Origin of the sequence: Alteromonas naphthalenivorans, assembly GCF_000213655.1 — a bacterium.
Classification (GTDB): domain Bacteria; phylum Pseudomonadota; class Gammaproteobacteria; order Enterobacterales; family Alteromonadaceae; genus Alteromonas; species Alteromonas naphthalenivorans.
Genome location: NC_015554.1, coordinates 2466316 through 2479591, shown reverse-complemented (window position 1 = coordinate 2479591; position 13276 = coordinate 2466316). Strand labels below are relative to the sequence as shown.

Genomic DNA, 13276 nt, shown 5'->3' with positions numbered 1-13276 from the left:
AAACCAAAAAATTCCACCTCACACTTTTTATTATTGACTGACTCTAGCGTTATATGGCTTTGGTTTGCTTTAAGTCTTTTTTTAACGCGACAAGTGTATCTTTCATTGCTCGTTCTTTTTGACTTCGGCTATCGCGACTTTCATCTGTAGCACTTTGATATAGTGCATGTTCAAAATCTTGGGTGAGCGAGTTAAATAGCGAGGCCGCGTTTGTTGGTAAAAAGGGTTTCACTTGTTTGAAGTATGCAGTGCTTCCTTTGTTCTCTCGCGCTACCTTAGTAAAATTCGACACCAACTCAACAGCGTTTAAATAAATGTGTTGATGTGCAGGCACGGTCGACTTCTTTCTAAGAGGAAAGAACAGCACAAGCAGAAAAATACTGACTATCCCCAGAAGACTCAAAAAGAAGAACGTCATTTTCTGAGAGGTTAAATCGCCAAGAAGCTTTTTTAGCAAATCCGTTTGAGTTTGGTTATCAAAACCCAGAACTAATCTACTCCACTGATAATCAAGTTGGCGAAACCATCCTCTTATAGATAAAAACAGTTCAGCTGAATTTAAATTTTTAAACATGCCTTTACTGCGAGTTTCATTAAAATCGGCTAACGCTTGTTCTAATCCAAAGGTAATGCGTGATGGTGCCACCATACTAGTAGGATCGTACGACACCCATACGCCGTCTATTAATGCTTCTACCCAAGCGTGGGCATCGTACTGGCGAACTTGTATTACGTTGTCACTTAATAATTCGCCACCTTGATAGCCTGTCACCATACGAGCAGGAATGCCCGCAACCCGAAGGGCAAACACCATGGCGCTGGCATAGTGAGCACAAAAACCCGCCTTTGCTTCGAACATAAAGGTGTCGATGGGCGAGTTCGGCATAGCGTCAGGTTGTAAGGTGTAACTAAATCCGTTGGTTTTAAAGTGGCGTAGAATGTCATCGGCAATACTTCGCTCACTGTGCGCATTTGCTTTTAGCTGCTTTACCCACGCTTGAGTACGTACGTTGCTGTCCATGGGGTATTGAATATTAAGTTGATAATCAAAGTCATATATCTCACTAACACGTGGCGTTTCTGGATAATAAGTTAAATAGAACGCGCGTTTGCCAACAATTGGACGCGCTGCACGTAATGCATAATTGAACTGACGCCGCATCTCAGGATTGTCTAAATTTGTGTTTTCAGCCGACACATCAAGAGAATACAGCCAGCGTTGGTTACTGGGCTCTACTATCAATTGATAGTTTTCTGAGGGGGGAAGCGATGCGTCAGTTGAAGGCGCCGCGACACGTCGACCCATAGTTTTAAGCTGTGCCTCAGCTTGTTTTCGTCGTGGGCTAATTGTCCACGTTTTACCGTCAAAGGCTTCCATCGTCATGGCGCGCCAATACCGCTGTTCGGCCAATGGTGGGCGTTGCTCAAAGGTGGCGGTGAACGCTAAATCAGACGACCTCGCCAGCGAGGCAATATCCCCTGGCGTGACCGAATCTGATAACCCTGTTTCATTAGACTTAGACGTAGGCATTTGCCAAAGAGGAGGAAACTGCGGCATCACTACAAATAACAGTGCGGCCAAGGGAAATGCTTGCAGCAGTATTATCGACGATTTACGCATCGACCCCCTAAAACTTCTCGCGGGGGCGTATACCAATGACAATGCGGTGAACAAAAGAACGATAACCGCGACATAGCCTATCCATGCTTCAATACCTAAAGCAAAAATAAAACCACAGCCGACCAGAAATATGCACGAGCAGAATAGCTGTAAAAAATCTTTCGTTTTTGAAAGCAACATAAGCTTCAGCGAGCAGGCAATCACTAAAAGGTTAATCATGCTGTTGAGCAAACCAATAGAAAGACCGAACCAGCCTAGCGCTATTAAGGATAATACGGCTAACAAATTTACGGTGCGGCTACTTGGGTTATATTCTTGCCACCTAAAATACAACGCGCTTTGCATAATAACCGCGCATATGGCAAGTAATATCACCCAAGTTAGCAATGGGGTAAGCAGGCTAAGGGTTAGTACCATAAAGCAGGTGGATAGCAGCATATTTGCTTTATGGTTCATTTACTCAGCCCTTGGAAATCACTGTTGTCTGCGGCTTGCGCGGCAAGAGGAGCCGCCGGAGAGATAGATGCATGACTCGAAGACTTAGCCGAACTAGCATCAAAAGGTGTGTTGGGATAAGTCGCCAGTGCCTTCAGACATTGATGCATGTGTGAAATAGAATTATTGGGGGTAAAGGTTGCACTACCTAGTTTTAAACCGTAGTGCAGACCTTGCGATTGCATCGACACTATTTTTTGAGTCAATGCACTTAATCCTTCTTCTAGCGGGGTGTTAGTCGGCAAACTTAAATACACGTCGTCGCTTTTTTGTTCGCTAAACTGCTTTACCACCCAATTTCCTGTTTTAGCGACTTGCTTCCACGCTACGCGGTTTAACGGTTCGCCTTCAATGAAATCGGTGAGGGCAAAAAAGTCTTCATTACCTTGTCGGTCATCTTCTTTACCACCGACGGCATCTTCCGTGTTGTGAACAACTTCACACACCGGTCCAGCTTTGGGTTCTGGATACACGATGACTTTTACGTCGAAATCTAAGTGAGTCCAACAATGATACAAACCGAAGGGGTAGGCGCTTTTAAAGGTAATTCGAGGGAGTCTGTGCTCACCTCTAGTGTGAAGTAATAAAGGAACAGTCAGTCGCTGTTCTCGATTGCCAATATCAAAGGAGATAGTGCTCGTATCTTTTCGCCTAGGCAGTTGAAGCTTATTTATCTCAAGCCAATGCGCCTGCAATAAGCCTTCCGGTGTAGTTTTATAGTCTGAGTGCTTAATCCGATTGAGGGTAAGGTGTGCTGACGTATTAGCAAATACGGTTTTGGGGGAGGATGCGCTAAGGGCAATAGCCGCAAAATTTTGATAGCTGTAAAACAAAGTGATTAACATTACGCTAAGTAACAAATAGCTTAATAACAGCATAAGGTTGTTTTGATAGTTAGTGCCTAATAGAAACAAGCACATACACATCACGATAAATCCCCAGCCAAAACGGCTCGGCAAAATAAACACCGAACGCATATTCAGAGCATGTGAAGAATGTGGAGGAATACGTTTGTCTAGCCAAGCAAGCCAATGCTTATGTAATACCTTTTTAAACATGGATTACGCCGCCAGCGGATCGATACTATCCAGTAAATGCTGACTTAGCGACGTGCCCGTATGTTCAGGGGTACTTGCACTAAGCCTATGCTCAGTAACGGCAACGAATATAGCTTGCACGTCATCTGGCGTCACAAAAGTTCTATCGTGCATATAAGCCCAAGCTTTAGCGGCCTGCAATAAGGCTCGGCTAGCCCGTGGCGACAACGGGGTAGGGTAGCGCCCTTCTGCGCGACTCTCTGTCACTAATCGCAATATATAATTAATCACATCATCGCTAGCATGCACATGGGTAACCGCATCTTGCATAGTGATCAAATCGGTCTGCGATAAACACGAGGCTATCTGTTGCTGAACGTCAGTCGATTGTTTCAGCATGGCTTTTTCGGCTTCCCAGTTCGGAAAGCCCAGTGAAATACGCATAAAAAAGCGGTCTAGTTGTGACTCAGGTAGCGGATAGGTGCCAGATTGATAACCCGGGTTTTGCGTGCCGATAACAAAAAAGGGAGAAGGTAAAGCATGGGTGGTGCCATCAATACTCACTTGTCGCTCTTCCATCGCTTCTAACAAGGCACTTTGGGTTTTAGGGCTTGCTCGGTTTAGCTCGTCGGCAAGAACAACTTGGCTAAAAATGGGGCCGTGCCTAAATTGAAATTCACCATTGTGACTTTGATAAACGTTAACCCCTAGCATGTCTGATGGGAGCAAATCTGACGTAAATTGAATACGTGAATATTGAAGGCCGAATACGTGGGAAAGTGCGTGGGAAAGCGTGGTTTTGCCCATACCAGGTAAATCTTCAATAAGAAGGTGACCATGAGCCAGCAAACACGTAACCGCAAGTTTTAACTGTTCAGATTTGCCGATAATCTTCTGACTTAGCGCGTCATGCACTAATTGAATTTCTTTTCGCATGATAAAACGTTACCTTTTTAACCCCTTATGTATTGATAGTAGCAACTAAAGTGCTGAAATAGCAGTTGGCACCCATACAAAGGTATGAGCATGGTTATTTAACACGTTAAAAGCATCATTTTAATGTTGGTTTTAACGAATTTAGGGCTAGGTTAGAAATAGTGCTGCGCTGTGCGTATCGGTTGTCTATAATGGGGCATCTTGTTAAGGAAGTAGTTATGAAAAGCATTGAAATAGATGATGATTTGTATGCCTTTATCGCCAGCCAAACAAAACATATAGGCGAGAGCGCATCAGAAATTTTACGTAGGCTTTTATTGCCTGAAGATGGTGAAATAAAGGGTGCAAGCAACGCCTCCCTACCTGATGAGTCAGTACAATCGGCGAAAGCACCGGTTGCTGCTACCACTACCGCCTCGGCGCAAAAGGCAGAAGCGAAACCAGCCACTAAAACAGTGTCAAAAGCGGCGCCAAAAGCAACCGTTGCCAAAGCACCAGTGACGAAATCACCCGCGGCAAAATCGACAACTGCAGCCAAAGCGCCTGTTAAAAAAGACGTAGTTGCGCCAGCGGTGACTGAAATAGAAAATCACAATAAAGATGATATTGTGGGTATGGTATCTAAAGATGCGTTATCGACCTTTACCAAACGTGTCGATCAGTTCTTATTTATTCTAAGTGCTGCGCATAAGTTAAATAGCGATACCTTTGAAAATGTTAAATCGATTATTGGTAAAAATCGTACCTATTTTGCTACAAGCAAAGAGGCGTTGTTAGAGAATGGCAGTAGTACTAATCCTAAAGCCATTCCCGATAGCCCATTTTGGGTGGTCACCAACAACAATACCGCGAAGAAAGTAAACATGCTGGAACAAGTTTTGCGTACATTAGGGTATCAGCCCGATGTCGTCGAAACGGTAGTAAGTCGATTCGCCCCAGAGGGCAAATAAACGCTTAACTTAAAATAAGGACTTTTCATGGCTTTACATCCGCAGGCTGGTAAGCCAGCTGCACCTGAACAACTGATTAATGTGGCACAACTTGTTAGCCAGTATTACAGCTACAAACCAGACGCCGCTGCCCCAACTGAAGCAGTAAGTTTTGGTACTTCAGGGCACAGAGGATCGGCGTCGAACTATACTTTTACCGATACCCATATTAGTGCAATCTGCCAAGCACTGGTTGAATATCGTGAAGCAGAAGGTATTACCGGGCCGCTATTTATAGGTAAAGACACCCATGCATTGTCTGAACCTGCCATGATCACCGCTATCGAAGTACTCAGTGCCAACGGTGTTGATGTGGTTATCCAGCGAAGCGACAATGAAAGCTTAGGTTATACCCCCACGCCGGTAATTTCTCGCACTATCATTCGTTATAACCGTGAAAATACGGCGGCGAAGTCTGACGGGGTAGTCATAACCCCATCACACAACCCACCTGAAGATGGAGGTTTTAAATATAATCCTCCTCATGGTGGCCCAGCTGATAGCGACGTTACGACCAAAATTCAAAATCGTGCGAACGCGCTTATTGCCGAAGGCAATAAAGATGTTAAACGCATCGATATCCGCTCCGTAAGAGCCCAGAAGTTAGTTCGCGAAGAAGATTTCATGGAACCTTATATTGATGACCTAGCACAGGTTATTGATATGCAGGCCATCGCAAAAGCGGGATTAAAACTCGGTACAGACCCCCTTGGTGGTGCAGGTATCGGTTATTGGTCTCGTATTGCAGATAAATATGGATTGGACATCACGGTTGTAAACCCTGCTGTCGACCCTCAGTTTGGATTCATGCGCCGCGATAAAGACGGCAAGTTACGCATGGACTGTTCAAGTGCTTTCGCCATGGCGGGCTTAATCGAATTAAAAGATGATTTCGACCTTGCATGGGGCAACGATCCAGATTTCGATCGCCACGGTATCGTATGCAAAAGTGCTGGCTTGATGAACCCCAATCATTATCTTGCGGTGGCTATTCAGTATTTATATACCCACAGACCCGAGTGGCCAGCATCACTTAAAATCGGTAAAACACTGGTTTCAAGCAGCATGATTGATCGCGTAGCGAATAGCTTAGACAAACCCCTTGCTGAAATGCCAGTAGGCTTCAAATGGTTTGTAGAGGGTTTATCTACCGGTGAAATTGGTTTTGCAGGTGAAGAAAGTGCTGGTGGTATTTTCCTACAGCGAAATGGCGAAACGTGGGCTACCGATAAAGACGGCTTTATCCTGTGTTTATTAGCTGCTGAAATTCTTGCGGTGACTAAGAAAGATCCAGGCGAACACTATCAGGCATTAACTGAGCAATTTTCATCGCCGGTTTATAACCGTGTAGATGTGGCTGCTACCTTAGAGCAAAAGCAGAAGTTATCTGCTATGGATGCTTCGGTAGTCACCAGTGATACTCTAGCTGGTGAGCCCATTACCGCCGTGCAAACCCACGCCCCAGGTAATAATGCCGCTATTGGTGGTGTAAAGGTTTCCACAGAAAATGGTTGGTTTGCAGCACGCCCTTCAGGGACTGAACAAATCTACAAAATTTATGCAGAAAGCTTTAAAGGTGAAACTCACTTACAGGAATTGATTAAAGAAGCGGAAGCTTTAGTGGGTAAAATCATCAAATAAGGTCAAAAAGCAACCTAATATAGTTAATGTTTGTCAAATAAATGTTAAAAGCCGGATGATTGCATACGTTTTCATCCGGTTTTTTGTTATTTTAACAAAATTATTACAACATAATCGTTTAAGCACTGCTATATTGCTCTCATATTGTTGATTTTTTCTGTAATTAAATTACACATTGAGTGTGTATTAGCACACATCAACCAGAGTGAGACGCAAAATGAACGCAAAAGCCGCCAAAACGCAACCCTCTTCACCGCTAGACAAGGCAGAGTTTAAAGCTGCTATTGTTAAGCACCTTCACTGTTCGCTAGGTACAGATGAAAATAAGGCTAATAACCACGCATGGTGGAAAGCCACCTGTGCTGCCATTCAGGCTCAGGTACTAGAAGGCCTTCGCAAAACGCAAAAAAGCCACTACTTCAATGATACTCGCGCAGTACATTATTTTTCTGCTGAATTCTTAATGGGTAGATTATTGTCGAACAACCTTCAAAACTTAGGTTTGTTTGATGTGGCTAGTGGCGCGTTAAAAGAACTTGGTGTTGAAATTACCGACATCATGGAAGAAGAGCCAGACATGGCACTAGGTAATGGCGGGTTAGGGCGATTAGCCGCGTGCTTTATCGACTCACTTGCCACAATGGAATTGCCTGCAATTGGTTATGGTATTCATTATGAACATGGCCTTTTCCGTCAAGAAATTAAGAGTGGTGCTCAGATAGAACGCCCTGATAGTTGGCGCGATTACGGTAACCCGTGGGAAATCTGCCGCCCAGAGTCAATTCAAGAAGTGCCTTTATTTGGTTATGTAGAAACCAAATACGGCGAAAGCGGCCGAATTCAGAAAGAATGGCACCCTGGCTCAATTGTTAAAGGGATCCCATGGGATATTCCTGTCGTTGGTTATGAAGGTAAAACCGTAAACGTGCTGCGTTTGTGGCAGTCAGATTCATCTGATTACTTCAACTGGGATGTATTCAATGCTGGTGGTTATGTAGATGCGCAGCGTGAAAACGTACAAGCAGAAACCATTTCAAAAGTACTTTATCCAAACGATGAAACTGAAGCAGGTAAAGAGCTGCGTTTAATTCAGCAGTACTTCTTCTGCTCATGTTCATTAAAAGACATCATTCGCCGTTATAAGCGTGCTCATGGTGATGACTGGAGCCGCTTTGCTGATCAGGTTGTCATTCAATTAAATGATACACACCCAGCTATCGCCATTCCTGAACTTATGCGTATCTTAGTTGACCGCGCTGAATTAGATTGGGATCAAGCATGGGGTATCAGCACGAAAGTATTCGCTTATACCAACCATACGTTGTTACCTGAAGCCTTAGAAAAATGGCCTGCACGTATGATTGAAAAAATCTTACCGCGCCATTTAGAAATCATCTATGAAATTAACCATAGATTCATGGCAGAAGTCGATAAGAAATGGCCAAGCGATAACCGTATTAAAGCCAAGCTTTCTATTATAGAAGAAGGCAACGAGAAAATGGTACGTATGGGCCACTTATCGGTTATTGGTTCATTCGCGGTAAATGGCGTAGCTGAAATGCACTCTCGACTCGTGAAGTCTGACTTGTTCCCAGAGTTCGATGCATTATGGCCAGGCAAATTAACTAACGTAACGAATGGTATTACGCCACGTCGTTGGTTAAAAGCGTGTAACCCTGAACTTTCTAAATTAATTGATAAGAAAATTGGCTCAGATTGGCCAAAAGACTTATACAAACTTGAAGCACTAGAAAAGTACGCCGATAACAAAACGTTCCAAAAGCAATTCATGCAAGTGAAGCTTAACAACAAGCAGTTGCTGGCTGATGAAATTCGAGAGTCGTTAGACATTGAAGTAGACGTTAACGCTATTTTCGATGTACAAATTAAACGCCTTCACGAATACAAGCGTCAACATTTGAACTTGCTTCATATTATGGCCTTGTATCGTCGACTGCTAGAAAACCCTGATTACGATATGGTGCCTCGCGTATTCATTTTCGGCGCGAAAGCAGCACCGGGTTACAAGTTGGCAAAAGATATTATTTACGCCATCAACAAAGTGGCTGATAAAATCAATAACGACCCACGTGTAAACAATAAAATTAAAGTGGTGTTCTTGCCGAACTACCGCGTATCGCTTGCTGAGAAAATGATCCCAGCATCAGACGTGTCTGAGCAAATTAGTACTGCAGGAAAAGAAGCGTCTGGAACCGGTAACATGAAGTTGGCACTTAACGGCGCTATTACCGTAGGTACACTTGATGGGGCTAACGTTGAAATTGCCGAAGAAGTAGGCGATGACAACATCTTTATCTTTGGCCTAACCGTTGAAGAAGTTCACGAGCTGAAGGATAACGGCTACAAGCCTTACGATTACTACTACCGTGATCCTGAAATTAAAGCGGTTCTTGATTGGCTTGAAACCGATTACTTCACGCCGGGTAAACCAGGTGCGCTAGTGTCGATTAAGCAAAGCTTGTTAGATCATGGCGACCAATACATGGTACTAGCAGACTTCCGTAGTTATTGCGATGCGCAAATTGCTATTGATGAGGCGTACCGCGACAAAGCGCGCTGGGCTAAAATGGCCATTATCAATACCGCGAAGATGGGTAAGTTTACCTCAGACCGTTCAATTAAAGATTATGTAGAACGTATTTGGAAACTTTCACCGTGTAAGATCGAAAATTAGTCTCAAGAGACTCTAAAAAAAGCCCGGAAATGCTATGCTTTCCGGGCTTTTTGTTGTGATATATTTATCCACTTAAACTAAAAATAAATTAAAAAATCAATAAGTAGCCGATTTAATATAAAAAAGTCTACAATCTATAATTAGGTATCGATTCATATACTTATAACACGTTGCGCTTAGTGTTAAGTCGTGTTGAACTACCGTTTGCTTATTTTAAGCACCTAGCCGCCGTTTAGTGCAAGGAAACCGTCATGAGCCAACATCATAATTCGCTGGCTACACTTCCCAATCGATTTGCGTTTATCGATACCGTATCGAAGTGTGGTGTATTGCATCCATCATTATCACTAATGCTAGTGGATGTAGTCCGTTTCTCAGACGTAACCACCAGTTTAGGTATTAATGTTGGTGACAGGTTTCTGCTAGAAATTGCTAACCGCATTCAATCTCTGTTTGGCGGTGACATTTGCCTTGGCAGAATTAGTGGCGACGTGTTTGGACTCGCTTTTCCCGGCATGCGTAGTGCTAGCCAAATGCGCGATATGTTCGAACGGCTTGTTGAGCACTTTAAAGCACCCATGCATCACGATGGCCATGCATTCATTGCAGATTTCAATGTGGGTGTAGTGACATCAGATAGTCAAGCCTTTGAAATTACGGCTTTTGTGTCTCGTGGTGAAGCCGCATTAAAGCAAGCAAAAGAAAATAAGTACGAAAACTTTTGCCTTTATAATATGCAAGATAAAACCGATACGGGTCGTAGTCTTGCATTAAAAGCTGATTTGAAACGCGCCTTATCGCAAAATGAATTAGAGCTTTATTATCAGCCTAAAGTTAACCTGCAAACCCTTGAAGTTATAGGTGCTGAGTGCTTACTTCGCTGGAATCACCCGTTAGACGGCGTGTTATTTCCTGGCCCGCTTATTGAAGCGGCAGAATCATATAACATGATGAATGAGCTGGGCTATTGGACGTTAGAGCAAGCGTTTAGAAGTTTAGTTGATTTTGATTTTCACCGTTTGTCGCTGACCTTGTCGGTCAACATATCGCCTACTCAGTTGTATGATAATCATCTTATACCCTCGCTGAAGATGCTTAGTAAGACCTACGCCATGCCGCTTACTCGTATAGAGCTAGAGCTGACTGAAGATGTAGCCTTGTCTAATTCACTGATGGTGAAAAAACAGCTTGATGAGCTTCGCGCCCTAGGGGTCGCCATTTCGGTAGATGACTTTGGGAAAGGTTACTCAAACCTTGCATACATTCGAGATCTTGATTTAAGCGCGCTTAAAATAGATAAAACCTTTGTTATAGAATTAGCGAAACATCCTGTTAATCGTGCCATTATCGAAGCTGCGAAAATTATCGGTAAAGCGAAAAACTGTGATGTCATTGCCGAGGGCGTAGAAACCATCGCTCAACTGCACATACTCCGAGAGGTGGGTGTAACGATAGGGCAGGGGTATTTGTTTTCAAAAGCCATTCCGCTGAATGACTTTATTAGTCTAGCGCAGCAAGAAATCATTGTCGGTAACTCTCCTTTACGTGCCTAAATAAAATCCCTCCGTTTCGAAGGGGCAATACGTGCATTCGCTTGGCTGAGTCGCTAAACTAGTGTTATTCAAGCTACTTTTGGTTTATGTATGCAACAACTTATCGAGCAAGGAAATTTTCTTTCTTTGTCTAGAACTCAACCTGAATTATTTACCTCTTCTATTCAATTTACGTTAGGCAATGGTACTGACGTTGCTATCGCCGCTCCCGGTATTATTGCTTTTACGCCAACGGCGAAAACGTCTATCAATAAGCATGTTGTGTTATCTAGCGGCGTTCATGGAAATGAAACGGCCCCCATCGAAATATGCGACGAGCTGGTACAGCATATTCTTACTAACAAGCTTGAGCTTAGCCATCGTGTACTTTTTCTATTTGGTAACTTACCCGCCATGGATATTGCTGAAAGGTTTGTAGAAGAAAACATGAATCGGTTGTTTAATGGCGCCCATTCGAAAGGGGAAGGATGCAACAACAGTGAGCGCAAACGTGCTAAAGCGCTAGAAGAGGCAATAACCGATTTCTTCTCTGTGGCAGCTTCTGGTGATGATAAGTATCACTACGACTTACATACGGCTATTCGTGAGTCTAAAAATGAAAAGTTTGCGGTCTACCCGTATTTGCATGGTAAAGCGCATAGCAAAAGCCAGCTTGGATTTTTAGCTGCGTGTGGTATTCAAACCATTTTGTTATCTGAATCAGAAACAACAACCTTTAGTTACTCGTCTTCTGTGCAGCATCAAGCGCATGCATTTACCGTCGAATTGGGCAAAGTGCAGCCATTTGGTCAAAACGACATGAGCCGTTTCGAAGCAGCAAAACAATCAATTACTGCATTAATTTGTGAAGATGATTTCAGACCTGACGTTGATATAGACTCGCTAGATATTTATCGGGTGAATCAAGTTATCAATCGCCATCAAAACGATTTTACGTTGCATTTCGATGACGACACGCCTAATTTTACCGATTATGCTAAAGGCACGGTGTTGGCTACTGAAACCGGCGCTACCTATACTGCACAGCAAGACGGAGAAGCGATAGTGTTTCCTAATGCTAATGTGGCAATAGGGCAACGTGCTTTATTAACGGTAGTCCCAACAAAGCTGGAGAAACTTAGTGTTTAAGTTAGATGCAAGGCTAGAGGCTGATACGTTCTTCATTCACGATTTACCCCTTTGTAGGGTATTACTAATGAATGATAGCCAGTTTCCATGGTTAATATTAGTGCCTCGGGTAGATGGGGTAATTGAAATCATTGAATTGTCATACGCCCAACAGCAACAGTTTTTAAGTGAGTCGGCACAGGTGAGCCGTTTACTGCAATCGCAATTTTCACCGGATAAATTAAACGTCGCGGCACTGGGTAATGTGGTCAGTCAGTTGCACATTCATCATGTTGCACGGTATAAAAGTGATATCGCATGGCCAAAACCAATTTGGGGCGCGCAAGCCGTTGTGGCTTACCCTGAAGATAAAGCCGCTGCACTGGTAGACGTGCTGAAAAAGGCATTGTCTTGATAGGCTAGGGTAACCGTGTGCTAGGTTATTTGTGCACTATATGATTAGCACCTCTGTGAATAACTTATGGTCTACTATAAGACCAAAATAAAACCCAATTTTTAAAACAACTCAGCAAGGAGCAACCCATGATAATTTCAACTACGCCTACTCTGGAAGGCCAAAAAATTGAAGCTTACTATGGCATTGTGGTTGGCGAAGCCGTAATGGGCGCTAACATAGTAAAAGATTTATTTGCCTCTATACGTGACATTGTAGGTGGCCGTTCTGGTTCATATGAAGAAGAATTAACGCGAGCAAGAAAGCTAGCGTTTACAGAGCTTGAGCATGAGGCTCGCAGCATGGGTGCTAACGCAGTTGTGGGAATAGATCTTGATTACCAAGTTATCGGTGACAAAGGCAGTATGTTGATGGTGAGTATTAGCGGAACTGCAGTAAAAACATCGCCACTTTAAAATGTAGTAGGTAGGCTAATTCGGACAAAGAACCTGATTCAATGCCAGCTTAAACCCAGATGTTAGCAGTTTGAATCTGGTTAGTCTTAATGTGATTAGCTTTGATGTGGTTAGCCTTCCAGCAGGGCGACTGTTTTACCAGTCGTCCTCTTCATCTTCAAATCCATTCTTCTTTTGCTTATCGTCTTTCTTTTTAAGCGGTGTTGGAAATTTAAATTTAGCGCTGTATTTTAACAGCGTAATATTGCCAACCACCACGCCCAATACAATAACGATAATAATGACAACCCAAAGCGTATCCATTACTGTCTCCGTTAAAGCTATTTAGTTGT

11 protein-coding genes are annotated in these 13276 nt (G+C 43.3%); 7 read left to right on the top strand and 4 right to left on the bottom strand.

Going from position 1 to position 13276, the window contains the following annotated elements; translation table 11 throughout:
* Positions 1-49 precede the first annotated feature (49 nt).
* From AMBT_RS10835 to AMBT_RS10825, 3 genes are read right to left on the bottom strand one after another with little or no spacing between them, the layout of a single operon-like run.
* A complete protein-coding gene (locus AMBT_RS10835) occupies positions 50-2077 on the bottom strand; it encodes a transglutaminase TgpA family protein (RefSeq protein ID WP_013784672.1) in 2028 nt (675 codons plus the stop codon).
* Positions 2074-3174 carry a DUF58 domain-containing protein gene (locus AMBT_RS10830; protein WP_013784671.1) on the bottom strand — a complete coding sequence of 367 codons (1101 nt, stop codon included), beginning with the start codon at positions 3172-3174 and terminating at the stop codon, positions 2074-2076. Before AMBT_RS10830 ends, AMBT_RS10835 begins: the two co-directional genes overlap by 4 nt.
* Before the next feature lie 3 nt (positions 3175-3177).
* On the bottom strand, positions 3178-4089 hold the full coding sequence (locus AMBT_RS10825; RefSeq protein WP_013784670.1) for an AAA family ATPase: 912 nt from the start codon (positions 4087-4089) through the stop codon (positions 3178-3180).
* A gap of 218 nt (positions 4090-4307) precedes the next feature.
* On the opposite strand from AMBT_RS10825, the gene seqA reads away from it, so the two are divergent.
* From seqA to AMBT_RS10790, 7 genes are all read left to right on the top strand, one after another.
* Positions 4308-5039, top strand: a complete 732-nt coding sequence (seqA, locus tag AMBT_RS10820; protein ID WP_013784669.1) for a replication initiation negative regulator SeqA — start codon at positions 4308-4310, stop codon at positions 5037-5039.
* Between the two features lie 27 nt (positions 5040-5066).
* On the top strand, positions 5067-6719 hold the full coding sequence (gene pgm / locus AMBT_RS10815; RefSeq protein ID WP_013784668.1) for a phosphoglucomutase (alpha-D-glucose-1,6-bisphosphate-dependent): 1653 nt from the start codon (positions 5067-5069) through the stop codon (positions 6717-6719).
* Positions 6720-6936: 217 nt separating this feature from the next.
* Complete coding sequence (locus AMBT_RS10810) at positions 6937-9414, top strand: glycogen/starch/alpha-glucan phosphorylase (RefSeq protein ID WP_013784667.1); 2478 nt, start codon at positions 6937-6939, stop codon at positions 9412-9414.
* A 251-nt stretch (positions 9415-9665) separates the two neighbouring features.
* Positions 9666-10967, top strand: a complete 1302-nt coding sequence (locus AMBT_RS10805) for a putative bifunctional diguanylate cyclase/phosphodiesterase (protein ID WP_013784666.1) — start codon at positions 9666-9668, stop codon at positions 10965-10967.
* 90 nt (positions 10968-11057) lie between these two features.
* Positions 11058-12095, top strand: a complete 1038-nt coding sequence (gene astE, locus AMBT_RS10800; protein WP_013784665.1) for a succinylglutamate desuccinylase — start codon at positions 11058-11060, stop codon at positions 12093-12095.
* The gene (locus AMBT_RS10795) at positions 12088-12489 is read left to right on the top strand and encodes an HIT domain-containing protein (RefSeq protein ID WP_013784664.1); all 402 of its coding nucleotides are present in this window, start codon (positions 12088-12090) and stop codon (positions 12487-12489) included. The genes astE and AMBT_RS10795 overlap by 8 nt, the downstream gene beginning before the upstream one ends.
* Positions 12490-12617: 128 nt before the next feature.
* Complete coding sequence (locus AMBT_RS10790; protein ID WP_013784663.1) at positions 12618-12944, top strand: heavy metal-binding domain-containing protein; 327 nt, start codon at positions 12618-12620, stop codon at positions 12942-12944.
* Between the two features lie 135 nt (positions 12945-13079).
* Here AMBT_RS10790 and AMBT_RS22200 read toward each other — a convergent pair whose 3' ends face one another.
* Positions 13080-13247 carry a DUF2897 family protein gene (locus AMBT_RS22200; protein ID WP_013784662.1) on the bottom strand — a complete coding sequence of 56 codons (168 nt, stop codon included), beginning with the start codon at positions 13245-13247 and terminating at the stop codon, positions 13080-13082.
* Positions 13248-13276: the final 29 nt, after the last annotated feature.